We start from the raw sequence: 25289 nt of genomic DNA, 5'->3' as shown, positions 1-25289 counted from the left end.
ATGTTGATGCTTGTGAACTCTGATAACTTGTTTTTATTGCATTTTTGCTTTTATTTTGTTTTATAAAGTTTAATTTATTTAAATTTATAACTATGTTTATACTTCACAATGGTAAAGATCTTCCACTGTGTAGTATAAGAAACCAAATATTTTATCTGAAATGAACATAGTTGAAAGCCGGAACGAGCCCTTTCTATCCAGAATCGGTTTACCAAAGAATTTAAGCTGGGGATACCTGGGAATTCTGATTTTTATGATGGGTGACGGGGTAGAGCAAGGTTGGCTCAGTCCTTATTTACTGGAAAGGGGAATCAGTATGCAGCAGTCAGCTTCCCTTTTCACTATCTATGGTGTAACCATAGCAATTTCGTCCTGGTTTTCGGGCGTCCTTGCAGAGGGCTTTGGTCCGCGGCGGACTATGCTGATGGGGCTCCTGCTCTATATTATTGGTACTGCTGGTTTTGTAGGTTACGGATTGCCTGACCTGAATTACGGTACAATGTTATTTACTTACGCGATTAGAGGATTTGGTTATCCGCTATTTGCTTACTCCTTTCTTGTATGGATTACATACAGAAGCCCTTCCGGTAAACTAGGCTCGGCAGTTGGTTGGTTCTGGTTTGTGTTTACTGGCGGTCTGAACGTATTTGGGGCCTATTATTCCAGTTGGGCTATCCGTCATCTCGGTTATCTGGACACCTTATGGAGTTCAATATTCTGGGTGCTTGTCGGTGCATTTTTTGCGCTTGTTCTTAATAAGGACAAATTTAGTACCGGTGCAGAAAAGTCAGGACGCAGTAAAAGCGAAGAACTAGCCAGGGGTTTAACCATTATGCGGGAAGAACCTAAGGTGATGCTCGGTGGAATCGTTAGGATTATCAATACAACAGCTCAGTTTGCCTTTCCTGTTTTCCTGCCTACCTATATGGCGCTTCACGGTTTCAGTACCACCGAATGGTTGCAGATCTGGGGTACAATCTTTACTGCAAACATAGCCTTCAATCTTATTTTCGGGTTCGTTGGTGATTTCTGCGGATGGCGGAATACGGTTATGTGGTTTGGAGGGATTGGTTGTGCTTTAACCACTTTGCTTTTTTTCTATTCACCCATGTGGTTCGGGGGAAGCTTCTGGATGGTAATGGGCTGCGGGGTAATCTGGGGAGCTCTGCTGGCAGGGTATGTCCCTTTGTCTGCGCTGGTACCATCGCTGGTACAAAAAGATAAAGGTGCTGCCATGGCAGTTTTAAACCTGGGAGCAGGGCTTGCGGTTTTTGTCGGTCCGGCTATAGTAGGATTATTTATCGGAAGTCTGGGCGATGAAGGGGTAGTATGGATCCTGGCAGGTCTTTATCTTCTGAGCGCTATATTAACCAGATTCATAACGCTTCCCGGTAATGCAAGAACAGCGGCGGATTGTCCGTCATCAGAATTGATTCAATAAACAAACAATAAACTATACGAATGAGGATACTTATAACCGCACCTTATCATCAGAAAGGGCAGGATTTACTGGCAGAAAAATTTGGCGAAGTGATTTATAAACCATGGAAAGCTAACAGCAGGGCCCATGATGAAGATGAATTAATGGAATTAATTCTGGCTCACCAGGCAGAGGCTATTATTATTGAACATGATCATGTCACAGCAAAAGTGATTCATGCGAATCCAGGTTTGCAGTTTATCGGAGTTTGCAGAGGTACCCCATCAAACGTATCGCTTGTGGCTGCCAAAGCAAATGGAATCCCTGTTTTTTTTACGCCGGCGAGGAATGCGCAGGCTGTCGCAGAATTATTTATCGCAACAGTTATCGACTTGCTGAGGAATACGCTTGCCGGTATAAGCTGGCTGGAAGCAGGGAATTGGAAAGAGGATGCGCATACTTCATACCTGCAGTTTAAAGGAAATGAACTTGCCGGTAGAACCATTGGTATGGTTGGATTTGGCGCCGTCGGTCAGCGAATTGCAAACCTGGTGGAAAATTTTCCTTGTCCTATCCGTTTTTACGATCCGTATCTGAAAGATGATACTGGGAAATATCAGCAATGCACGCTGGAAGAAGTTTTTTCTGAGAGTGATATTGTTTCTATTCATCTTCCGGTTAACGAGTCGACTATAGGAATGATTGATCAAAGTCTGCTCTCGTTGATGAAGCCAGGGGCGATATTCGTAAATACTGCGCGGGCCAGCGTGGTAAATAGGGATGATTTGCTGGAAGCATTGGAGAATAAACGAATCAGGGGGGCAGTTTTGGATGTGTTTGATCATGAGCCGCCGGACGAAAAAGACTATCGGATGATCAAACTGCCGCAGGTTTTGGCTACTCCTCATATTGCAGGTGCCACCTACGAAGTAGAAGATCATCATGTCGAGATACTCAACAGGCAGTTGATTACCTGGCTGGAACAAAAAGACGATAACAGCATAGCTAATAATCATTAAAGGTATGGCAAATCAGGAAGCATATATTGTTATAGATATTGGTACGGGAAATGTCAGGGTCGCTGTTTCTTCGACCACAGGTGAGTTACTTGGGGTGTCACGCGAAGATCTGCAGAACTACAAAGATCCGGATTACCTGGAAGCACTGAGTTTTAATCCAGATGAATTATGGGAGCAGATTATCAGATTGTCTGCTGTAGCGCTAAAACAGGCGGGTGAAGTCAGTATTCTTGCCTTGACTGCGACAAGCCAGCGCGAGGGGATCGTGCTTATCGGAGTTTCAGGGGAGTCACTGATCGGTTTACCAAATATAGATCACCGGGGGCGTGAATGGGAATCGCTAATGTCCGACAAAAGCCGGATCTATCAGTTAACCGGCCGTTATCCTACGTCTTTATTTTCGGCACTTAAAATTGTCGGAATTAGAGAGAGGAAACTAGCTGTCTGGCAAAAATTCCAAACTTTTTTAAGTATTAGTGATTGGGTGGAGTATAAACTGAGTGGGATCTTGCATTATGAACATTCGCAGGCCTCTGAGACTTTGCTTTACGATGTGGAGGTTGGGGACTGGTCGGTTGAGTTATCCGGTGTTTTTGGTCTGAGCCCCGACTGTCTGCCTGCCTTGATGAAATCGGGCACCAACCTTGGGAAAATCCTTCCGGAACAGGCGGTAAAGTTAAAAATTTCGAGGGAGGCTAGAGTTATCGTTGGCGGTGGTGATACACAGCTGGCAATTATGAGCACAAAGCCCAGGCAGAATGACGTTGTAGTGGTGTCTGGTACAACTACACCAATTGTTCAGATTACAGGCAAATACGTAACAGATACAGAACAGCGTACCTGGACTAGTCGCCATACCGATGAACGATTTTTTATACTAGAGGCAAATGCAGGGGTGACGGGACTTAACTATCAAAGACTTAAAGAAATTTTCTACCCGAACGAAGATTATCCGGTGATTGAAAAAGAACTTGCGGAGATTAGTCAGATTCAATGTATGGCTTCTTTAGGGTCTCTGCTTGCGGATGAAAAAACACCACTTTTAAGAGGTGGTTTCGTTTTCGATGCACCTGTTTCACATACGCTGACAAGAGGTTGTTTTGTCTGGGCTACCCTTTGGGATATCGCATGCAGTATCGCTGAGAATTATAAAAGTCTTTGTCATGTAACACCGCATACTGCAGACTATATTTGGGCTTGCGGTGGTGGTTTTCAGAGTTCCTTACTCAGGCAGTTTCTTGCAAATCTGCTCCAGAAGAAGGTAAGAGTACGGGAAAACTTTATTCAATCGTCGGTCGCTGGTGGGGTAGCTATTTGTAACCTGGCTTTAGGCCGGCCTGAAACTGAGTCGTCTATATTGGAAGAGACTCTCCCTCAGCAAAATGAGAAACATAGGCAGCTATACCAGGAATGGAAAAAAACAAGGGCTTCTTTCATAGAAATTATGCATTAATATGGAATCGTATTTTATAGGAATTGATGTAGGCACACAGGGAGCCAGGGCTGTTTTGATCAACAATACAGGGGTACTCTCAGCAAGTGCGGCCAAATCTTTCGAGCTGAATACGTGCTCCAGGGAAGAACAATCTCCACAGGTCTGGTGGGAATCTGTAATGTATTGTCTGAATGTGCTTTCTGCAGAAGCAGATGCAGAGGTGTGGTCTAAAGTTAACGCACTGGCAGTAACCTCTACTTCCGGGACAGTGATTCCCCTGGATAAGGAACATAAGCCTTTGCATAATGCGCTCATGTATAGCGATAAACGCTCTGTACTACAGGCGGAGTGGTGTACGGCAGTTGCGCAAAAAAATGTGAAGGAAGGTTTTAAGGCATTTAATAGTTCCAGCGCCCTAGCGAAAATTATCTGGTTTCAGGAATCATACCCTGAAAAAAGTAAGGCGCTAATGCACTGGACACATGCTTCAGATTATATAACCGGAATGCTTAGTGGAGTATGGGATATTACAGATTATACCAATGCGCTTAAAACTGGCTACGATTTACGAGCCGAAAAATGGCCGGCATATCTGTTTAAAGAGCTACGGCTTCGGAAAGAGTGGTTCCCTGAAGTGGTGCCGTCCGGCCAGGTTATCGGTCGTATTAAAACTTCAGTGGCCCGCGAACTGGGATTGCCGGAAGGCCTGCAGGTTACAACCGGAATGACTGATGGTTGTGCGTCTCAGATAGCTTCCGGCGCAGTTAAACCAGGAGACTGGAATACTACAATCGGTACAACGATGGTAATTAAAGGTGTGACTAAAAATGAGATTAATGACTCGCAGGGTAGGATTTATAACCACCGTCATCCTGCAGGTTACTGGATGCCGGGCGGGGCGAGTAACACAGGTGCTGATTGGATTACCACGCAATTCAGCCAACAGCTCGACCGGCTTAATCAGGCAGCAGCCAGCCTTATTCCGACCGGATTGATCGCCTATCCGCTGAGACAGCGTGGAGAGCGTTTTCCGATGATTGCACCTCAGGCGGCAGGTTTCGAGCCGCAGGGACTGTCGGATGCGGAAAGTTTTACGGCCAATCTGGAAGGTGTGGCTTATCTGGAAAAGTACGCGCTGACAATGATGAAGCACTTAACAGGAGAGGACATAAATGCTGTTTATACAGCAGGGGGTGGGAGTAACAGTCAAATCTGGCTTAAAATACGAAGTAGTGTGCTTAATCTTCCAATCTATAAAATGAAGGAAGTTTCCGGCGCTGTTGGTGCAGCAATACTGGCTGCATCAGGAACTGTGTTTACAAATCTCGAAACCTCTGTACAGGCGATGACTGCGATAGACAGACTGGTATTACCAGATCCTGTATTGGTGGCCGCCTATCAGAAAAATTATCAACTTTTTTTAAACAGGATGGTAGCGGAAGGCTATATCAGTAAAGAAGAAACCTATGCTTAACATTTATTTATTACGACACGGTGAGACCAGTTACAATGCTGATGGTAACCGGTATTGCGGACGTACCGATATTGGCTTAACGTTAAAAGGCAGGCAGCAGGCGGAGGCAGTAAGGCAGCAGCTGCAAAGTATCAGTTTTGACGCTGTTTATTCATCTCCATTAGAGAGGGCTTATTATACAGCATGTATAACCTCTGGCTCAGATCAGGTAACAAAAGACGCAAGATTGATTGAGTTGGATTTCGGATTATGGGAAGGTAAAACCAGAGAAGAATTTATTGCCGAAGATCCTGAAATCTGGGCTGGATGGGTTTTAAATCCGGAGCTAACCCGTGCTGGCCAAACCGGTGAAAATGCAGCTGAAGTAGTCTTTCGGGTAGCTGATTTTTTCCAGGAGATTCTTGGTAAGTATAGGCATGGAAATGTTCTCGTTGTAGCGCATAACGGGATAAACCGCCTCTACCTGGCTGCTCAGTTGGGTATGCCGCTTGCAAATTACCGAAGGATTGTTCAGGAAAATTCTGCGGTGACTTTATTCAGTCTTTCCGGAGAAGGGGAATTCTCACTAAAATTATTAAACAGTAAAATCTAATTGATATGATTATCCAACAGGCGATTAAAAAATGTACATTCTTTATAGTGGCTTCTGCTATAGTTGCATGGAGTACAGAATCAAAGGCACAGCAAGGTTATGAACTTAAAATAAAAGATGCCGCGGAACTGCGCGATTTTTTTAAATATACCGGCAATAACAGACCGATCATTAGTGGACATAGGGGTGGCATGATTAAGGGATTCCCGGAAAATTCAATTTCGACTTTTACTAACACATTAAAGCATACGCCAGCTTTTTATGAGATAGACCCGCGGTTAACCAAAGATAGTGTAGTCGTTCTGATGCATGATGCGACCCTGGACCGGACCACGACTGGCAAGGGCAAGGTAGCTGATTATACCTACAAAGAACTGCAGCAGTTTCGGTTAAAAGATCCCGAGGGGAATATCACTACTGACCAAATTCCTACGCTTAAGGAAGCTATAGCCTGGAGCAAAGGTAAAACTATTCTTAATCTGGATAAAAAAGATGTTCCGTTGGCTATGACCGCGAGGATTTTAAAAGAGGTTGGAAATGAGGTTATTATGGTGACAGTTCATGATGCACAGCAAGCGGCATTTTATTATATGGACAACCCTAACCGGATGTTTTCTGCTTTTGTAAAGACCAGAGAAGCTTTTGATGCCTATCAGGCTGCTGGTATTCCATGGGAGAATATGATTGCCTACATCGGTCCTGAGAATAAACCCGAAAATAAAGAACTGTTTGATCTGCTCCACGCTAAAGGTGTGATGTGTATGATCTCATCCGCACCGACCTATGATAAACTTCCTGATGCCGCATCCAGAGCTGAGCATTTCAGAGATACTTTTAAGCAGGGCGCAGATATTCTGGAATCTGATTTGCCTGTTGAGGTTGCAGAAGCGATAGGTAAAATGATTCCTGAATCCAGTCATCAACAGCGGTATATTACGCGGAAAAAATAGAAAATATCTATTTGTATTTAATTTTTGGGGAGCAATGTTTAAAAAGCTTTGCTCCTTTTCTTTTATAATTAAAGGTTAATTTTGAGTTTTTTTCAATTTGTAACTGTTTTGCATTCCTTCGGGGTTGCGATACCCTTGCCATACCCTTCCTTTACCCTTGCGATACCCTTGGTATACCGTTTGGGTAAAGGAAGGGTATACCAAGGGTATCGCAAGGGTATATCAACCCTGTCTAATAAAGAAATAAATTCCGTTTTATTATGAACTTTAAATAAATAATAATTATATTGGGTTAATAATTATCTTTAAAATTTAACCTTCTTATGGAGTTGACATGTCAAAACAAAATAAAACAATAACTGAATCTGCAAGAACAGTTAGTTATATGCTAAACAATAAAAGAGTAACCCGGGGTGTCGGTTTATTTAAAGATAGACAAAGTATCGGGCAGCTGGCGGTACGTGAGGCTACCCGGATCAGTACAGCGTTTCTGAAAACAGTAAAGGATTTCATAGAAATTACTTTTGAACCTGCTGCGGCCCTAAAGAAGGACAATGCCTGGAATATTGCAAGTTCCCGGATCAGAAAAGAAGCGATAAGAGGTTTATACCCCGAACAGCAGATAGATTTCAGCTCACTCTGCCTCAGTCAGGGAGATTTGCCGCCGGTAGATAACCTGGAATTGAAGGTCGAAAAAGATCGTCTGGAATACAGCTGGAATCCTGGGAATACGCGGAATGGGATGTTATGGAATGATAAAGTAATGTTGTTGGTGTACTTCCCGGAAATCAAGAAAGCTGAATTTATTTTAAGCGGGGCAAACCGCAATGAGGGCAAGCAGATCTTTATACCGCTTAAATTTGCAATACCAAGGGTAATTGAAACCTATTTAACATTTATATCTTCTAATCATAAGACTGTTTCTGACAGTGTTTATACAGGGCGTCTGATCTGGTAAAATAATTTTAAAGGAATCACAATGGCAAAATATATACCTGGTCAGCTTGGCCGCATTGAAGGTAAATTAGGCGAGCTGGTACTTTACCAGAGGCGTGGCATTCCTGTTGTAAAACGCAGGCCTGGGAAAAGGAAATTAAAAGCCTCTGCCAGTCAAATGCTTCAACAAGAGAAATTTATTCTGGCTACGAGGTTTCTCAGTCAGGTCAGAGCGGTAATATCCCTGGGTTACAGGGATAGAAAAACCAGTATGACGGTACAAAACCGGGCAATAGGAAATTTTCTCCGCAATATCTTTCAGCATACCGAAGGAGGTGTCCTCATGGATTATACAAAGGTTCTGATAGCTGACGGAGAGCTGGATTGTCTGTATGAGACACAAGTAACTGCATTAAAAGGGAATTTTATGCAGCTCACCTGGCTTGAGCAAAGATATCTGCAATCGGGTGTTTCCGGGGAAGATCAGGTTTGTCTGCTCTTTTATAATCAGGAAAAAGAAATTTCATACCTGCAGGAATCTGCGGGTAAACGATCGGACTGTGAACTCAGTTTACAGCTGCCTGAATTTATGTCAGATCTGAATTTTCATATCTGGGTGTTTGTAATTTCGGAAAGTGGAAAAGAAGTCTCGTCGTCTTTTTATACAGGTAATTACACTGTCATTCGCTAATGCATCTTGCTTTTTTGGTTAATCAGGTTCTTCCCGGAAAGCAATTTGATAAAATTGCTATATTTGGAACAATGAATAAGATTAAATACTTGTTGCTGTTTTTGGTTATAACAGCAGCTTTCGCATCCTGTAAAAAGTTCGGTGCTGTCGATAATTTCGATCATGCCGGACAGTTTATCACCGACACGACGTTAATTCGTAAGTTTATTACGGAGAATGAGATTCCGGCAATAAAACATGAATCCGGAGTTTTCTACCAGATTATTGATCCGGGTGAAGGTGATGTAAAGTATACCATTGATACCAAAGTCTCCGCTGAATACGAAGGACGTTTATTAAACGGAACTGTTTTCGATAAATCAAAAGGCACGCCGATATCATTTACGCTCGGAAGAGTAATTGCAGGCTGGCAGATAGGCATTCCCCTGATTCAAAAAGGTGGTAAGATCCGTTTGTTAATACCGTCTCAATATGGTTATAGTAACTCTTCAGCGGGATCCATTCCACCTAGCTCTGTGCTGGATTTTACCGTTCACCTGGATGATGTAATTAATAACTAGAATTAAAAAATAACAAAGCCGCCTGCCTCGTTCAGGCGGCTTTGTAAACTGCATTAAATCCGGTACCTTCAATAACAATTGTTTTGATATGAACCGTATTTCTATTTGCACCCTTGCCAGCATCATTCTGTTTTCTATTGCTGCGCAGAAGCTGGCTGCACAATCTAAGCCGGTAGAAAAAGAGCTGCAGGAACTAATGCTAAAGTTTCAGGCAATAGGACTTAACGTTGCTGTTGTGAAAAGTGGTAAAATTATCTATCAGCATGCTTTTGGTCTGAAAAGCAGAGAGGCCGGAACCAGTCTGGCAATGAATAACCTTTTCAGAATCGCATCAATTTCCAAATCTTTCTCTGCTACAGCAATTATGCAGCTTGTTGAATCGGGCAAGGTTTCACTGGATGCCGATTTTGGCGAGCTCATAGGGTTCCGCCTGAGAAATCCGAAATTTCCGCAAACCCCAATTACACTGCGGATGGTTTTATCCCATACCTCCAGTATTAATGATAGTCAGGGATATTTCAACTTTGATATTATCAACCCGGAAAAGAATCCGGATTGGGAGAACTGTTATGATGCGTATGAACCCGGCAAAGGTTATGCTTATTGCAATCTCAATTTTAATATGGCTGGTGCCGTTATAGAAAAGGTTTCGGGCGAACGTTTTGACCGGTATATCCAGAATCATATTCTTAGCCCACTTCAAATTAAGGGAGGTTACAACATTGACTCCCTGGATAAGAACCTGTTTACTACGCTATACGAGTTCGATAGTGTTTCCCGGAAATTTTTAGCAGCCCCCGCCGCATATAATCCGCGTACAGAAGAGATCAGCACCTACATTCAGGGATATAACACACCAGTATTTTCTCCAACCGGAGGAATGAAGATTTCGGTTCCGGATCTTGCGGCGTATATGGCTATGCACATGAACAAAGGGAAATATCCCGGAGGGATTATCATCTCGCCGGAAAGTGAAAAAATTATGCAGACTGAAGTTCCCTTCTCAGATCATTATGGACTGGCTTTAATGACCAGAAGGGATGTGATACCAGGTAAGGTACTTAAAGGGCACACCGGATCGGCTTACGGTCTTTATAGTATGATGATGTTTCAACCTGAGGAACAGTTCGGTATCGTGGCCGTAACTAATGGCTGTAATGTAGACGAGGTAGATGGTTTGAATCCATTTTTGCAACAAGTAGCGTGGAGTCTTTACAGAAACCTCTTGGAATAATGTTTAAATTTGTTAATAGTTTAAACCCGAAGAATATAATTACATGAAAATATCCCCGTTCCAGAAAGATAAAAGTGGTAGGTTATGGTTTGTTTTTCAACTGCTGATACTTTGTTTTATTACGCTGACGTCTTCTGCCCAAACCGGTATTAATGTTGTCTCTGCAGAAGAATTTCAACTTCAGCTTAACACTAGCTCAAAGCCTCAGCTTATTGATGTTCGTACGCCTGATGAGTTTAAAACTTCACACCTGAAGAATGCTGTGAATTATAATTTTAATGCTGAACAGTTCAAAGATCAGCTGGCAAAGCTAGATAAAAATGCACCGGTCTACATCTATTGCAAAGGAGGAGGCAGAAGTGCAGCGGCTGTAAAACAGATGGAGAAATTGGGTTTTACCCAGGTAACTGAACTGAAAGGCGGTATCATGTCTTGGGAACAAAATGACTTACCTGTGGAAACTGGTAATGTAAAAAAAGGGGATACTTATCTGGCAGCAGATTTTAATGAACTGCTTGCCGCGCATCAATATTTACTGGTAGATTTTTATGCAGAATGGTGTCTTCCCTGTAAGAAAATGGAGCCGGCACTGGCTAAATTGAAAACACAGTACCAGGGAGATGTTGCCATAGAAAGGGTAGATGTAGATAAAGCTAAGGACCTGGCTAAAACACTTAAAATAGAAGGACTTCCAGCAGTTGCCGTCTATCGTGATGGTGTTGAAATAAAAAGGGTTACAGGGTATCAGTCTGAAAAAGAGCTGGTCGGGCTGATCGAACTGCTGAAAAAATAAAAAGAGGGCCCTTTTCCAGAAGCCCTCTTTTGTAGATTATGATGTTATTTTTCTTCTGATCTTATGTCCGACGGTCGCATAAAATAAGATGAAGGCATAACATGGCACCAGTATCCAATAGGCTTCCTGAGCACTAAATTTGTCTACAAGACTACCATAAATCAATGGCACAATTGCACCCCCTGCTATACCCATAATCAGAAGGGAAGAACCTACCTTGGTAAACCTGCCCAAGCCTGCTAATGCCAGCGGCCAGATTGCAGGCCACATCAACGAATTTGAGAATCCTAAGAATGCAATACATAATACAGAAACATATCCATGGGTAAATATCGCTGCCAGTGCAAACACAATTCCTAAAATAGCCGAAACAACCAATGCTTTATCTTGTGAGAAGTATTTTGGAATACATAGTATCCCGACAATATATCCGGCAATCATAGCGAAGAGCGTGCAGGTAGTAAAGAATTTTGCGGTGGACAGTGAAATATGCTGTGAAACGCCATAACTGATAATCGAATCTCCGGCCAGAACTTCTACACCGACATAAAGGAATAAAGTGATTACACCCAGCATTAAGTGTGGAAACTGTAACACAGAAGTTTTCCCTACGTTGGCTGTCGCTACACTTTCATCTTCCTTATCGGTATCAATCTCAGGAAGGGTCGAGAAATAGATCCAGGTTGCCAGAATAAGAAGAACAATAACAATAATAATATAAGGCATAATTACTCTTGTAGCCAGTTCATTCAGCTGTTCAGCTTTTACGGCTTCAGTTAAGGTATGCAGTCTCGCCGTTAGTGCATCGGCATCTTTTAGCGCTACCGCGCCCAGCGCAATTGGTGCGATACCTCCCGCAACTTTATTACAGATACCCATAATACTGATTCGTTTGGCTGCACTTTCCAATGGCCCCAGAATAGTAATATAAGGGTTAGATGCGGTTTGCAGTAAGGCAAGTCCCGTACCCTGGACAAACAGGCCAAGCAGGAATAGTCCATAAGTTCTCGTTAGCGCTGCGGGTATGAAGATTAAGGCACCCAGTGCAATTACAACCAACCCGAAAGACATTCCTTTTTTAAAGCCGGTTGCCTTGAGCACCATAGCTGACGGAACTGCCATAACGAGATAAGCAATATAAAATGCGAATGCCACCAGGTAAGATTCGAAATTATTTAATTCGCATGCAATTTTCAAGTATGGAATTAATACTGAATTCAGCCAGGTGATAAAGCCGAATATAAAGAACAAGATACCGATAATTGCAATTGGCGGTATGCCTGCTTTGGGGGACGGCTGTGTCAAAGTAGTAGAGTGTTGGTTCATGTTTCAGATTTTATATTTGGTTAAATGTTAGCTGTCCGAAATATTCGGGCAGGTGGAAATCAGGTTCTTCTGTCTGGATGTTATTCCAGGCAAGGTAATGAGGTTCAGTTAGCTCATCGCCGCATTTGTAAAAATTAGCTTTGCAAGTCAGTCCTGCGAAAGTTGGTATGTTATGTTTGCAGAATACAGTTGTTGGAATTTCAGCGATAAGTTCCCAGCTAATGCCGGTCAGTTCAGCTCCCCGGGTAATTTTTACTGTTCGCCTGATCTGGGAGGCAACTTCTTCGGGAAGTAATTCCCGCGTTCTGCCGGGGCCGTAACCTGCCAGAACGGTACCTGTACAATTGAATTCAAAGTTATAGTAACTATTTTCTCCGGGCAGCTGCAGAAAGAATTCTACGCAGGAGTCTTCATAGACGGGTGTATTAACAGCCGTGTTGACGGCTCTGATCTCTTTTTCGCTAATCTGGAAAAGCACAAAAATAGATGAGTTATGATAAGCGATACTGAAAACGGCCTGAGGAACGGAAGACCCGGATGGCCAGGGTTGCTGATCAATAAAGCTGCTGGCCGAGTCATAGAGGAATTGTTCCAATGGCTTGCCGGCAGGGATACAGGGCACGGTTAGTGTCTTCATTTATCAAATATATACATCTATTATATAGAATGATTTACACAAACGCTTGCGTAATTTTCATTTTACCAATTTAATTAAATGACTGAAATTATACACTATGTCAGCGAAAAAAATAGAATTGCCTCTCAAAACTGCTTTAAAGGGGCAATTGAATGAAATGAATATCTTGAAAATCAGTTAATTGCTTATCTTTAAGATGTTGGTTTATACACTAAAACTCAAATGAATGGCATTATTCGAATTAAACTCAGATCGCAGGTTCAGCTATCAAAACCAATTTTTGGCAGCAAAGCAACATGCAGAGGCGGAAAAAAAACATTTCCATTTTCTGGCGAACCTGTTACCTGGTTTAATCTGGACTGCCGATTCAGATGGTAAAATTGACTATGTTAATCAGCGGTTTGCTTCTTATTTTAACCTGGGAACCCATTCTGTGGATTTCCGGATCATTTTGTCCAGGGTACACCAGCAGGACAAAGCAACATTGATTAAAGCGTGGCTTAAAAGTATAGAAAACGAAGTGCCATTACAGGTGCAGGCACGTTTGGAAAATGATCAGCAGGTATTTGTCTGGTATCAGATCAGCGCAACTCCTTATCAAGAACAAAATGGGAAAGTGCAGAAATGGTTTGGATTATGTGCAGATATTGACACGCATATTGCAGCGTTGCAGCAAAAAGAAGAGTTTATAAGCATAGCTAGTCATGAATTGAAAACCCCGGTTACCAGCCTTAAGGCCAGTTTGCAGATTCTAGACAAAATGTTAAGTGTCTCCTGCGATAAGAAAGTAACGGCTCTTTTAAATACAGCGATTAAAAGTGCCGATAAGGTATCATTCCTGATCAATGATCTTTTAAATGCCAGTCAGTACAATGCCGCGCAGCTGCAGCTCAGAAAATCATGGTTTTCAGTTAGCTTACTTACAGAAGATTGTAAGATCGTGGCAAAACATGCCGGATGCGAACTGGTAATACAGGATAGGAGTTCATTGAGTATCTATGCAGATTCATTGAGAATCGAGCAGGTGCTGGTTAATCTGGTCAACAATGCAATTAAATATGCGCCTGACAGTGGTGTTATTCTACTTGAGGTAGAAGAGGTCCGGGGATATGCTGTGATTTCATTAACTGATAAGGGTCCTGGTATTTCGGCAGCAAAAGTCAGTCAGGTTTTTCAGCGTTACTACCAGGTCGACAGTAAAGGCGGCCAGTACACCGGCCTTGGATTAGGTCTTTATATCTGCTCGGAAATTATCAAAAAGCATGGCGGGGAAATCGGCGTGCGTAGTGTTGAGGGAGAAGGTAGTACTTTTTGGTTCAGCCTGCCGATGGGACAGCCACGGTACATTTAACTACTATAGAGCTTTCGTCACGTAAGTGACAGATAATCTTAAAAACTTCTGTTTATTCGTGTAAATCGGCCTCTAATGCCTGATTTTTCAATGGAAATTCATATATTGAAAACGACACACGAAATATTAAAACTGAAATCTATTGATTAAACTATGCTCATAGCCGTACTCTCAGGTATATTATTTGCTTTATTATTCCTGTTTTTCAGGCTTCAAAATGGCTGGTTAAGATTCATTCCTGCATTTCTTCCACTTTCATTGCTGATCTACTTTTCTACCTGGTTACCTGAGGTAACAGGAGGACAAGAAATTCTGTTTAAATATAGTTGGATTCCCGCAATGGGCGTAAACCTGGACTTTAAACTGGATGGGCTCGCCATGCTCTTCAGTCTGATGATTACAGGAATCGGAACGCTGGTATATATCTACGCCGCTGCCTATCTTTCTGACCGAAGCCAGATACATAAATTCTTTAGCTGTCTAAGTCTGTTTATGGCTGCCATGCTTGGGCTGGTATTGTCTGACAACCTCCTGGTACTGTTTATTTTCTGGGAACTGACCAGTATCAGCTCTTTCTTTCTAATCGGCTGGAATACAAAAGAAGAAGCGTCACGTAAGAGCGCTGTGCTTGCGCTGGCCATCACAGGCGGGGGAGGGTTTTTACTGCTCGCCGGTGTGTTACTGATGGGTAATGTGGGTAGTTCTTATTCTATTCAAGCTTTAACAGCTGCATCAGCTACACTGAAACAGCATAGTTCATACGTATTGATGCTGTGTTTTGTTTTCGCAGGGGCATTTACAAAATCTGCTATGTTCCCGTTCCATTTCTGGTTGCCAGGGGCTATGAAAGCGCCAACACCAGTATCGGCTTATCTGCATTCCGCAACCATGGTTAAAGCTGGTATATACCTGCTGTTCAGATTGAGTCCGGTGCTTGGCGGAGAGCCTTTATGGAACTACACGCTAATGATAGTAGGTGGGTTTACATTATTATATGCTTCTTTTCAATCATTGTTCCGTACAGATCTGAAAGGTGTACTTGCTTATTCAACAATTGCTGCACTCGGCCTTATTGTATTGCTAATTGGCATAGGTACAACGGAGTCTTTCCTGGCTGCTGCGGTATTTATTCTGGTTCATGCGCTTTATAAAGCAGCATTGTTCCTATGTACAGGTATTATCGATCATGCCGTGCATTCCCGTGATCTGACTAAACTCAGTGGTCTTCGTAAAATAATGATGCCGGTAGCAATTGCTGCTGGTATTGCTGCATTATCAAGTGCTGGAATTCCGTTTACCTTCGGGTTTATCGGGAAGGATCTTATTTATGAGGCGACCATGCATACAGGAATGCTTGCTATACAGCTCACAGGACTGGTTCTTGTTGCGAATATTCTTTTGTCTTATGCTGGTTATATCGCTGGATTCAGGCCGTTTGCAGGGGCATTACCGGAAGCTTACGCCGATACTGCTAAACCTGGTTTCCTTTTATGGGGGCCGCCAGCACTGCTGGCTGTGCTTAGTCTGTTCTTTGGGTTTTTTCCTGCATTAAGTAGTCCGCTGGTCAATGCAGTTGTTTCGGCTGCCGGTGGGAATCCGGCTTTACCCGATCTTAAATTGTGGCATGGGTTCAACCTGATACTCCTGCTTAGCGGAGTAACCGTGGTGGGAGGTTTCTTGCTTTATCTGCTGCGGAAGCCTGCCGATTCTCAATTGCAGTTTATGGATAGGTTTGAGCCATTTTCAGCCAGGAGTTTCTTCCTCGGCTTAGCTGAAGGCATCAAAAAGATTTCACATTATTTTACCTGCAAACTGCAAAATGGCTATCTGCGGAACTATATGATCACGATCATTTCTTTCCTGCTTATATTACTGTGCTGGAAGCTGGTTAAGCTTATTCCGAATTCGATAGATTTCAGTACTATGACACCGGTAAGTATGTACGATGTAGTGATTCTTGTTATGATGGTCTCTGCAATTTTTGTACTGATGTTTACTTCTTCCAGATTAACGTCTATCATTTCATTAAGTATTGTTGGATACAGTATCTGTCTGCTTTTTGTTTTTTATGGAGCACCAGACCTGGCTATGACTCAGTTTACTATAGATACGCTGACAGCCGTATTATTCATGCTTATACTATTGAAATTACCGCCATTTCTAACACTGACTAATAAAGCGATCAAGATAAGAGACGCAATTATCTCCGCCATTTTTGGTGGAGTAATCTCTATGATTGCTTTCCTGGTACTACAGGAACCTACACATAAAACAATCAGCCGGTTTTACGCCGATAATGCCTATTCGCTGGCTAAAGGTAAAAATGTCGTAAATGTTATTCTTGTAGATTTCAGGGGTTCGGATACACTAATTGAAATTACAGTTTTAACGATAGCTGCCCTGGGTGTTTACAGTATGCTTAAATTAAAAATAAGTTCATCAGAAAAGGAATAATATGAATTCAATCATTTTAAGAACTGCTTCCAATTACCTCCTGCCTATGCTGATACTTTTTTCGGTATTTGTACTCTTACGTGGTCATTATGAACCAGGTGGTGGATTTGTTGGCGGTCTTGTAGCAGCAATCGCTTTTGTTTTACATTCCTTCGCCCATGGGTTAAAAGAAACCAGGAGATTCCTGCGTATTCATCCGGGTGTGTTTATTCCGATTGGTCTGTCGCTGTCTCTAATTAGTGCTGTAGTACCTATGTTTGCCGGACAATCTCTAATGACAGGTCTCTGGTTTAATGAACCTGTCCCGGTGATCGGACTGATCGGCTCGGCACTGTTTTTTGAACTTGGTGTTTACTTCGTGGTTTTTGGAGTGACCCTGTCGATGTTATTCACCATAACTGAAAGTGTTTAATTATGGAGTTTCTACTTGTTTTACTAATCGGCTTATTATACGCATCAGGTACTTATATGATGTTCAGAAGGAGTATGGTAAAGTTACTGCTTGGGTTAATCCTAATCGGTAATGGTGCTAATCTGCTTATTTTTCTAGTGGGGGATATTAATAAAGGTAACCCTCCGGTAATCCCACGGGATTTCAGTTCTCTGCAAGGGGTTTATTCTGACCCCATTCCGCAGGCATTGATTTTAACAGCAATTGTCATCAGTTTTGGACTGCAGGCTTTCGCTATTGTATTATTAAAAAGAGTATATCTGGTTACAGGTACTGATGACCTGGACCAACTTAATTCAGACGATCAGGACATATGACAGATCCATTTATTATTCTTCCGGTACTGCTGCATTTGCTGACTGCCATTTTATTGATCTTTTGCTGGAAAAAAGTAAGGGCGCAGAAAATAATCAGTGTTGCCGGTAATCTTGTAATTGTATTATTAGCTTTCGGTCTTTGGATGAAAGTCTGGAACCTTGGTATTTTAACTATGCAGGGCGGGGGCTGGGAAGCACCTTTTGGAATTACCTTTGCAGCAGATACCTTATCGGCGACCCTAATGCTGCTGACTGGAATTGCTGGTTTGGCTGTAGCTATATATTCCTGCGCCGGAATTACTAAAAACAGGATACAATTTGGGTATTTTCCGATTGTACATTTTTTACTCATGGGACTAAACGGCGCGTTCCTGGCCGGAGATATCTTTAACTTGTACGTTTGGTTTGAGGTTATCATTATCTCTTCTTTTGTACTAATGACCCTGGGCGGGAGAAAACCACAGCTGGAGGGTGCAATCAATTACGTAACCATGAACCTGCTGGCATCGGTTATCTTTTTAACCGCGATAGGCATACTTTACGGCCTTACGGGAAGTCTGAATATGGCAGATCTTTCGATCAAGATTGCAGATATAGAAAACCGCGAGCTGGTGCATGTAACTGCTATACTTTTCTTTGTCGGATTTGGTATTAAATCTGCAGTTTTTCCGCTGTATTTTTGGTTGCCATCGTCTTATAATACACCACCTTCTGCCATTGCAGCCATTTTTGGTGGTTTGTTAACTAAAGTTGGAATTTATGCGCTAATGCGTGTATTTACACTGATTTATATTCCGGATTCATTTTTAAAAGGTGTGTTTTTGTTTGTTGCCGGTGCAACACTGGTTACAGGGGCTCTCGGTGCCCTGGGTAAAACGGATATTCGTAGATTGCTATCTTATCTTATTATCTGTCATATCGGCTATATGCTGGCCGGGCTGGCCTTATATACGGAGCAAGCAATGACTGGAGCTTTGTTTTATCTCTTCCATGACATCGTTATTAAAACAAATTTGTTTCTAATAGCCGGACTGATTTATAAAATAGCCGGTACTTATAAAATGTCGGAACTTGGGGGCATCTACAGGCGTTATCCAAAGCTTTCCCTGGTTATGGCAGCTGTCTTCTTTTCCCTGGTTGGAATTCCTCCGCTTTCTGGTTTCTGGCCAAAGCTGTACCTGATTAGCGAAAGTTTGAATTCCGGTTCCTATATACTGCTTGCCTCTATTTTAATTGCAAGTTTTATTACTATGTATGTAATAGCGAAATTATGGGCTGAAGTTTTCTGGAAAGAACCAATGGTTGTAACAGATCTGAAAGCTGCGGGATTTGATGCTTTAAGTAATTTTAAAAAGCAATTACTGGTTATTCCTGTTATTGCACTTACAGCGCTTACTTTATATATGGGGTTCGGTGCACAACATATTGCAGTATTGGCGGAGCGAATTTCTACGGAGCTCTTCCACCACCAGCCTTATATTGATGCAGTATTTGAACCAAAAAATTAACCTTTAAACTCTTTACATTATGATTAAGCAGTTTTTAATGAATGTGATGCTCAGTTTTATCTGGGTAGGGCTAACCGGGAGTTTTCTGTTCGTCAATTTCTTCTTTGGTTTTATTCTCAGCTATTTTATACTGATGCTGATGTCCAGAGACAATACTTCGGCATCTAAACAATATTTTGACAGGATACCGAGGATCATAAGTTTCATATTTTATTTTATTTATGAATTGATCAAAGCCAACCTTCAGGTGGCTTATGACGTGGTTACACCTAAGTTTTTTATGAAGCCCGCTATTGTCAGGTTTCCGTTAACTGCAACCTCTGAATTTGAGATCAATCTGCTGGCAAATATTATATCACTTACACCGGGCACTTTAATTCTGGACGTCAGCAATGATAAAAAAGTGCTTTATATACATGTAATGTATATGACAGATAAAGATAGTTTTATCAAATATCTCCAAAATGGATTTGAGAAAAAGTTATTAGCTATTTTACGATGAGTTTATACACATTTTTATATTATATTATTTTACCCGTCCTGTGTATTTCGGTATTACTGGTGTTTATTCGCTTTTTGAAAGGACCACATACTGCGGACAGGGTAGTCGCACTGGATCTGCTGCTGACTATCGGAATTGCTATTATCACAATTTATAGCCTGGTTACCGACCAGCCGACTTTTCTGGACGTTGCAATTATTATGGCGCTCATCGGTTTTCTGGGAACCGTAGCGTTTTCGTTTTACCTTGAAAAAAGAGAAAAAAATGAGTGATATTCTGATAATGGCGGGAAGTACGCTGGGTACTTTATTCATACTAATCGCTTCGATTGGCATCTTGCGGATGCCAGATTTCTATCTTCGTCTTTCAGTAACCATTAAAGCTGCCACGCTCGGCGTTGGGCTTGTTCTGGGGAGCGCTGCAGTTTATTTTTCGGAAACTGCCGTAACAACAAAATTATTAGCAATTATTCTATTTCTGCTGCTAACAGCGCCTGTCGCTGCCCATATGATCGGCCGGGCAGCTCATTTTACGGGAAACAAACGCTGGAAGCACACATTATTTGATGATCTTGAGGGCAAATACAATGACGTTACGCATGAACTGAGTAGTGAAGCAACCGAAGAAAAGGATAAAAATGTATAGAAGAGATACATTCAATCATTGTTGTGTCAAAGTGTGTGCAGCTATATCAGATCAGATATAGAAAAAATATATTTGCTCTCGCGCGGCTGACGGTATTATAGATCCGTTTTCTGTTTAAATAATATCGTTATGAAAAATTTGAAATATCCATTTGTGCTTTTAGTAGTCTTGTTCCTGTCTGTGGCTGCATTTGCCCAGGAGCCCATGCCGGGCTCTGCTATTCCTACTGCGATTTTCTATAACAGGGATAACGGGGTTTTTTCGACCCAACAGATTCCTGGAGGCAAAAAAAGTCTGATTATGTTTTTTGACGCTACCTGCGGACATTGTCAGCAAGTTGCATCTAAGATGAATAAACAGCTGAAGGAATTAGCAAATGTTAATATTTATCTGGTTTCACAGGATGAGTACAGATCTATTGACTATTTCACAAATACATTTGCCAAAGAATTGGTGAAACAGAAAAATGTGAAGGTGGTACAAGATCGTGACCGCGTTTTCATAATGGCATTTCATCCGAAGCAGTACCCTGCTTTATACCTTTATGGACCTGATAAAAAGCTTATTTTTACATCAAGTAAAGACACGGATGTTCCTAAGTTTTTTAAATTGATTAATCCTTAAGTTTATTTTATAGCAAAAGCCTCAGTTTTTTATGAAAAACTGAGGCTTTTTTATTTCAACAGGCTGTGTTTAGCCAATTTTTTCTGTGTGATGAATGGCTACTTTACCATCTAGAAGTTCTGCAGCTTCCTCTGCAAATTTCTGGTGATGTTCTGCACGCTGGTGTAATTCAAATCCTTCCTGATCTGCCCACTCTTCATGAAAGATGAATAAATTAGGTTCGTCTTTGGACTGGTGCAAATCGTATTGTCTGCAGGCAGCTTCTGCCTGAGATCCTTTGACTAGTTGAAGCAGCAGTTCTTTTAATGCTGCAGATTTTCCTGGCTTTGCCCTAAGAATGGCTGTAAGCAATATGCTCATTTTCAATTATTTTTTTAATGAATAATTCAGTTAAATGTTGTTTGTAACGATTGAGATCTGCATGAATATCAGCATTTTTTTCTACATCATGAAAGTGAATACTTTCTAGGGGTTTCATACCTGTAAATGCATTCATACGGTGGAATCCAAACATAGGCCCTTCATCGACGCTGTGTTCATTAAAAAATTCACCAGGTAATGTAAATGCGGTAGAAGGTGCATTCCATGAGGTAGTAAGCATATATTTTTTGCCCTGCAGCTGTCCGCCTGTTCCGTAATTGATCTGTGGATTCGCTGAAGAACGGCCATCACTGTGGTAAATTCCTTTTTGATGTCCTGCAGTAAATACAACGTCCAGATATTCCTTGAACTTATGTGGCAGTGAGAACCACCACACTGGTGTATGATAAATGATCACGTCCGCCCATACGAAATTTAATACTTCCTGTTCCGGATTATAGGGTTGATTAATATCAGTTGTGCGGATTTCGAATTCTGCAAGGGGCTGGAAGAAGTCTGCAGTTGCTTTACTGATGGTCTGATTAAACCGGCCGCCTGAATGTCCGAAAACCTGACCGCCATTGATGATAAATATTTTTTGAGTTTCCATTTATTTCTTTTTGATACTCAAAGGTATGGACTTCATCTATCTCATTAAAATTATATAAATCATATGTATCTATCATAATTATGATATCAAAAAAGAAAAAACAGGCGGATATATCCGCCCTATCTTTTTCGCATGGTATAGTGTCTATTCTTGTTCTGCTTTGATATGCATAACCTGAAGAATGTTGAATGTTTTTAGTCCGTCAGGCATTTCCCACTGTACCTTCGCGCCTACGCGGTAACCTAGTAACGCAATTCCTATAGGTGCAAATACAGACATTTTATTTTTGCGCATATCTGCTTCGGCAGGCAGAACTATTTGAAATGTATACTTCTTACCGCTTACTTCTTCCTGTATTTCAACTTTAGCGTCAATACATACAGCATCTTCAGGTAATTCATTTTCTTTCATTACCTGGGCTGATTCGAGCTCTTGTAATAACTGTTTTTTATTGTAATCAGATAAATTACAGTCCTTAAGGTGTTTTTTTAGCAGATCGAGTTCTTTCTGGAGAATCATTAATTTTTCTGTTTTCATATTTGTTGGTATTTATATTATTTGGAAATTCCGGTATGCGTGTTTACATCCGTAGAAATACAGATGAAAAAACCGGAAAGAATTTGAATAGGAATATAGTCTGATGCTGCTGACAGAAATTACTGTACCCAGAAAAAGCTATGGGGTTGGCCCCAAACCAAGGATGGATTGAGGCTTATATAATAAAGGCCTTGCTGCTTTGCAGAGAGAAATATCTGGAATCAGCATTATAATTATTGGGTACACAGCAAAGCCTGCTGGCGGTCTGCACTTGTGATGCAAAGGTCAGCTCAGGATATAAATAGCTATGTGCAATTGGACTCATTATTACGAAAATGTAAAAATTTAAACTAAGAACCAAGCTTAATTTATTTTTTGCATCAATTCTGAGAATACTTACATGAATATGATGAGCAGAAGAGTTTACCTCAAGCGCTCAATTTACCTGCATGCCAGATGGATGGCATACAGGTAAATTCTGCTGATTAATCTGCATCGTATATAATAACCTTCTCAAATAATTCTCTGAAGTTATTGAGGAATGTTTGATGTACCGGGTGAACCTGATAAGCGTCATGTCCTTCCATATTCTCAAAAAAGGCGACCAATGAGAATGTATAAGTGGTATCTACCACGCTGCGTGAAATATCAGCTGGTGTGCCGATGTGAATATTGGTAATGCTTTGAATCGCTGAGAGAGACTCTAATCCGGCTCTGAAATCGCTTTTCTGTGCTGTCGTGGTTTCTGGTTTTAACCAGAATAATACGTGGTGTGCAATCATAATTTTTCTTGTAAATGTAGGAAATGACTGCGATTTAGGTTTCTGATTTTTAACTATATTTATAAATAATTTAATAGAAAATGGTCAGAATTGGTTTACTACTGGTGCATCATTATCGTTTATTAAGTGTTGCAGCTATACTGGATGTCTTTGAAACTGTAAATCAGCTGGCAGGCTCGGCTCAGGAGAATCTACCTTTCGAAATTCGCTTCTATCAGCAATCTGCAGATTTTAAAAATGACTTTTTTGAAAATTATGCTATTCGCAGTACTGCAGATACGGGCGATCTTCCTGATCTGATCTTAATTCCCTCCTTTAAGCATGAAAATATCAGCACCGCAATTCAGGATAATCTGGAATCTGTAGGCTGGCTAAACAAAATGGCTGCTCAGGGATCTGAAATTGCGACTTTCTGCACCGGTGCTTTTCTTCTGGGTGCGTCTGGATTATTGTCCGGCAAAATAGCAACTACACATGTTGATGCCTGTACCGCATTCCGGACTGCATTTCCCGATGTAAATTTACGTGCTGATTTGACCGTCACCCACGATGGTGGTTTGTATACCAGCGGGGGAGCAACGTCAAGTTTTCATTTAATGCTGCACCTGATCCGAAAATTCTGCGGGAGCAAACAGGCAATTGCGGTAGCCAAAATATTCGCGATTGATATGGACCGGAAACAACAGTCTTACTTTAGTACATTTAATATCGAACGCACTCACCTTGATCCTTTGGTTAAACTGGCACAGGAGAAAATAGAGGAGGGGTACCAGCAAACAGTCACTATCGAAGAACTGATCAAAGATATCCCCTCCAGCAGGCGTAATATGCTTCGCCGGTTTAAACTGGTAACCGGCATCACACCAATTGAATACCTGCAGCAAACCCGCATAGCAGCCGCTAAAAAATTACTCGAGCAAACTGCAGAACAAATGAACGAAGTGATCTACAAATCAGGCTATTCTGATCCAAAGGCTTTCCGTAAGGTTTTTAAAAAAAATGTAGGTATGACTCCCAAGGCATACCGGGATAAGTTTTATTATGGGTGATTGATTAATTATAAATAACTTTGAGCATATTTATATCATTCTTCCCTAAAATATCCAACATCTTTAAATGCGTCTTTATGCCTAGTACGGTAACTAATAAAATTTTCAGTTTGTATGTCAAATTAAGGTATCCTAAGGTACCAGCTAATTTAAAATATTTTTATCGCGATACATTTAGCTGTGAATTGGTTCAGCTTAAATATCTGGCTAAAGATTATATCACCAAGACGGCGTATAAAGAAATTGCATTTGATGGTGAGTTCGCACCAGAGCTGCAGTTTGTTTTACCTTTTGCCTACTGGCATCATAAAAACGGGACATTGAAGAAAACTATTTCTTCTAAATTCACTAAGGAGTTCTACTTTTTTTCACCTGATCATCACGAAGAGTTCTCAACCAGGACTAACCAGGGTAACTATAATTTTGAGATGCCAAGGATTTTGTACAGTCATGACTATAAAATGAGTAAATGGCTGCCGGTTCCGTTAAAGGACCATTACAAGAATGATATATATAAATACGATAAACCAACACTGATCATCGCAAACCGTTATAATATGGAATGGGATGGTCCGCCTATAAGTTTCTATAGTTTATCGCAGCTTGATTATATTATAAGTAAGCTGAAAGATAAGTTTACTATTATCTATAATCGCCCGAGGCCCGAAAATATTACTGGCGATAATAGTGAAATATATGATTTGAAGGAATTTGAATGGCTGGAGAAAGAACATCCTGAGGTTCTGTTAATGGAAGATCTTTATAAAGCGAACAAAGATAAAGTGAACAACTTTAATCATCTTCAGCTTATGGTATATGCCAACTCAGATCATTTTATTTCTGTTCATGGAGGAACCGCTGCGTTAGCTAGTTATTTTGGTGGTATAAACCTGATTATATCTAAACAGGGGCCTGAACATCATTTTAATTGCTACCAGAAATTGTACCCTCAGTTATCTGGAGCAAGAATTTTTCATGCGAAGACCGACCAGGATGTAATAGATTTAGTTGATCTGCACTTTTAAAGTACAG

The 25289-nt window shown here is 41.3% G+C and carries 28 protein-coding genes; 22 read left to right on the top strand and 6 right to left on the bottom strand.

The window, feature by feature from the left end:
- Positions 1-160: 160 nt before the first annotated feature.
- The 11 genes from BM192_RS14110 (at position 161) to BM192_RS14060 (ending at position 11104) form a co-directional block, all read left to right on the top strand.
- Positions 161-1441 (top strand): MFS transporter, encoded by a 1281-nt coding sequence (locus tag BM192_RS14110; protein ID WP_037438696.1) that lies wholly within the window; start codon positions 161-163, stop codon positions 1439-1441.
- Between the two features lie 20 nt (positions 1442-1461).
- Positions 1462-2439: a 2-hydroxyacid dehydrogenase gene (locus BM192_RS14105; RefSeq protein WP_037438698.1), complete on the top strand. Its 978-nt coding sequence runs from the start codon at positions 1462-1464 to the stop codon at positions 2437-2439.
- A 4-nt stretch (positions 2440-2443) separates the two neighbouring features.
- Positions 2444-3892, top strand: coding sequence for an FGGY-family carbohydrate kinase (locus tag BM192_RS14100; RefSeq protein WP_037438700.1), 1449 nt, complete (start codon positions 2444-2446; stop codon positions 3890-3892).
- Between the two features lies 1 nt (position 3893).
- The gene (locus BM192_RS14095) at positions 3894-5348 is read left to right on the top strand and encodes an FGGY-family carbohydrate kinase (RefSeq protein ID WP_037438702.1); all 1455 of its coding nucleotides are present in this window, start codon (positions 3894-3896) and stop codon (positions 5346-5348) included.
- Positions 5341-5940: a histidine phosphatase family protein gene (locus BM192_RS14090; RefSeq protein ID WP_037438704.1), complete on the top strand. Its 600-nt coding sequence runs from the start codon at positions 5341-5343 to the stop codon at positions 5938-5940. The genes BM192_RS14095 and BM192_RS14090 overlap by 8 nt, the downstream gene beginning before the upstream one ends.
- 5 nt (positions 5941-5945) lie before the next feature.
- Positions 5946-6890 (top strand): glycerophosphodiester phosphodiesterase family protein, encoded by a 945-nt coding sequence (locus BM192_RS14085; RefSeq protein WP_037438706.1) that lies wholly within the window; start codon positions 5946-5948, stop codon positions 6888-6890.
- Between the two features lie 334 nt (positions 6891-7224).
- Positions 7225-7848 carry a DUF6266 family protein gene (locus BM192_RS14080; protein ID WP_037438708.1) on the top strand — a complete coding sequence of 208 codons (624 nt, stop codon included), beginning with the start codon at positions 7225-7227 and terminating at the stop codon, positions 7846-7848.
- A gap of 21 nt (positions 7849-7869) precedes the next feature.
- Positions 7870-8517, top strand: a complete 648-nt coding sequence (locus BM192_RS14075) for a DUF6266 family protein (RefSeq protein ID WP_037438710.1) — start codon at positions 7870-7872, stop codon at positions 8515-8517.
- A gap of 71 nt (positions 8518-8588) precedes the next feature.
- On the top strand, positions 8589-9077 hold the full coding sequence (locus BM192_RS14070; RefSeq protein ID WP_037438758.1) for an FKBP-type peptidyl-prolyl cis-trans isomerase: 489 nt from the start codon (positions 8589-8591) through the stop codon (positions 9075-9077).
- A gap of 88 nt (positions 9078-9165) precedes the next feature.
- A complete protein-coding gene (locus tag BM192_RS14065) occupies positions 9166-10311 on the top strand; it encodes a serine hydrolase domain-containing protein (RefSeq protein ID WP_051759652.1) in 1146 nt (381 codons plus the stop codon).
- Between the two features lie 43 nt (positions 10312-10354).
- A complete protein-coding gene (locus BM192_RS14060; RefSeq protein ID WP_051759653.1) occupies positions 10355-11104 on the top strand; it encodes a thioredoxin domain-containing protein in 750 nt (249 codons plus the stop codon).
- A 36-nt stretch (positions 11105-11140) separates the two neighbouring features.
- On the opposite strand, the gene BM192_RS14055 is transcribed toward BM192_RS14060, so the two are convergent.
- Together BM192_RS14055 and BM192_RS14050 are read right to left on the bottom strand one after the other, a co-directional pair.
- Entirely contained in the window at positions 11141-12430 is a 1290-nt protein-coding gene (locus tag BM192_RS14055; RefSeq protein ID WP_037438712.1) for a sugar MFS transporter, read from the bottom strand.
- A gap of 10 nt (positions 12431-12440) precedes the next feature.
- Positions 12441-13067 carry a carbohydrate-binding family 9-like protein gene (locus BM192_RS14050; protein ID WP_037438714.1) on the bottom strand — a complete coding sequence of 209 codons (627 nt, stop codon included), beginning with the start codon at positions 13065-13067 and terminating at the stop codon, positions 12441-12443.
- 226 nt (positions 13068-13293) lie between these two features.
- On the opposite strand from BM192_RS14050, the gene BM192_RS14045 reads away from it, so the two are divergent.
- The 9 genes from BM192_RS14045 (at position 13294) to BM192_RS14005 (ending at position 20919) form a co-directional block, all read left to right on the top strand.
- Positions 13294-14418 carry a sensor histidine kinase gene (locus BM192_RS14045; RefSeq protein ID WP_037438716.1) on the top strand — a complete coding sequence of 375 codons (1125 nt, stop codon included), beginning with the start codon at positions 13294-13296 and terminating at the stop codon, positions 14416-14418.
- A gap of 153 nt (positions 14419-14571) precedes the next feature.
- Positions 14572-16872, top strand: a complete 2301-nt coding sequence (mbhE, locus tag BM192_RS14040) for a hydrogen gas-evolving membrane-bound hydrogenase subunit E (protein ID WP_074589966.1) — start codon at positions 14572-14574, stop codon at positions 16870-16872.
- Between the two features lies 1 nt (position 16873).
- Positions 16874-17284: a Na+/H+ antiporter subunit B gene (locus tag BM192_RS14035; protein WP_037438718.1), complete on the top strand. Its 411-nt coding sequence runs from the start codon at positions 16874-16876 to the stop codon at positions 17282-17284.
- A gap of 2 nt (positions 17285-17286) precedes the next feature.
- Positions 17287-17640, top strand: a complete 354-nt coding sequence (locus tag BM192_RS14030; protein ID WP_037438720.1) for a Na+/H+ antiporter subunit C — start codon at positions 17287-17289, stop codon at positions 17638-17640.
- On the top strand, positions 17637-19148 hold the full coding sequence (locus BM192_RS14025) for a proton-conducting transporter transmembrane domain-containing protein (protein WP_037438722.1): 1512 nt from the start codon (positions 17637-17639) through the stop codon (positions 19146-19148). Before BM192_RS14030 ends, BM192_RS14025 begins: the two co-directional genes overlap by 4 nt.
- Before the next feature lie 19 nt (positions 19149-19167).
- A complete protein-coding gene (locus BM192_RS14020; protein ID WP_037438723.1) occupies positions 19168-19650 on the top strand; it encodes a Na+/H+ antiporter subunit E in 483 nt (160 codons plus the stop codon).
- Positions 19647-19922, top strand: coding sequence for a cation:proton antiporter (locus tag BM192_RS14015; RefSeq protein ID WP_037438726.1), 276 nt, complete (start codon positions 19647-19649; stop codon positions 19920-19922). Before BM192_RS14020 ends, BM192_RS14015 begins: the two co-directional genes overlap by 4 nt.
- Complete coding sequence (gene mnhG, locus BM192_RS14010; RefSeq protein WP_074589974.1) at positions 19915-20295, top strand: monovalent cation/H(+) antiporter subunit G; 381 nt, start codon at positions 19915-19917, stop codon at positions 20293-20295. The genes BM192_RS14015 and mnhG overlap by 8 nt, the downstream gene beginning before the upstream one ends.
- 129 nt (positions 20296-20424) lie before the next feature.
- Positions 20425-20919: a TlpA family protein disulfide reductase gene (locus BM192_RS14005; protein WP_074589976.1), complete on the top strand. Its 495-nt coding sequence runs from the start codon at positions 20425-20427 to the stop codon at positions 20917-20919.
- A 69-nt stretch (positions 20920-20988) separates the two neighbouring features.
- On the opposite strand, the gene BM192_RS14000 is transcribed toward BM192_RS14005, so the two are convergent.
- The 4 genes from BM192_RS14000 to BM192_RS13985 all read right to left on the bottom strand — a co-directional run bounded on the left by BM192_RS14000 (position 20989) and on the right by BM192_RS13985 (position 23208).
- Positions 20989-21279: a putative quinol monooxygenase gene (locus BM192_RS14000; RefSeq protein WP_037443226.1), complete on the bottom strand. Its 291-nt coding sequence runs from the start codon at positions 21277-21279 to the stop codon at positions 20989-20991.
- Positions 21251-21889 carry an NAD(P)H-dependent oxidoreductase gene (locus BM192_RS13995; RefSeq protein ID WP_037443228.1) on the bottom strand — a complete coding sequence of 213 codons (639 nt, stop codon included), beginning with the start codon at positions 21887-21889 and terminating at the stop codon, positions 21251-21253. The genes BM192_RS14000 and BM192_RS13995 overlap by 29 nt, the downstream gene beginning before the upstream one ends.
- 144 nt (positions 21890-22033) lie before the next feature.
- Positions 22034-22426: a GreA/GreB family elongation factor gene (locus BM192_RS13990; protein WP_037443230.1), complete on the bottom strand. Its 393-nt coding sequence runs from the start codon at positions 22424-22426 to the stop codon at positions 22034-22036.
- 485 nt (positions 22427-22911) lie between these two features.
- The gene (locus BM192_RS13985; protein WP_037443231.1) at positions 22912-23208 is read right to left on the bottom strand and encodes a Dabb family protein; all 297 of its coding nucleotides are present in this window, start codon (positions 23206-23208) and stop codon (positions 22912-22914) included.
- An 80-nt stretch (positions 23209-23288) separates the two neighbouring features.
- Between BM192_RS13985 and BM192_RS13980 the strand changes: the two genes are divergently transcribed.
- Complete coding sequence (locus tag BM192_RS13980) at positions 23289-24257, top strand: GlxA family transcriptional regulator (protein ID WP_074964031.1); 969 nt, start codon at positions 23289-23291, stop codon at positions 24255-24257.
- A gap of 77 nt (positions 24258-24334) precedes the next feature.
- Positions 24335-25282, top strand: a complete 948-nt coding sequence (locus BM192_RS13975; RefSeq protein WP_037443341.1) for a hypothetical protein — start codon at positions 24335-24337, stop codon at positions 25280-25282.
- Positions 25283-25289: the final 7 nt, after the last annotated feature.

The sequence above is a fragment of the Pedobacter antarcticus genome (assembly GCF_900112985.1).
Taxonomy (GTDB): Bacteria; Bacteroidota; Bacteroidia; order Sphingobacteriales; family Sphingobacteriaceae; genus Pedobacter; species Pedobacter antarcticus.
The sequence above is the reverse complement of the archived record's forward strand: the minus strand, read 5'-3'. Positions and strand labels throughout refer to the sequence as shown.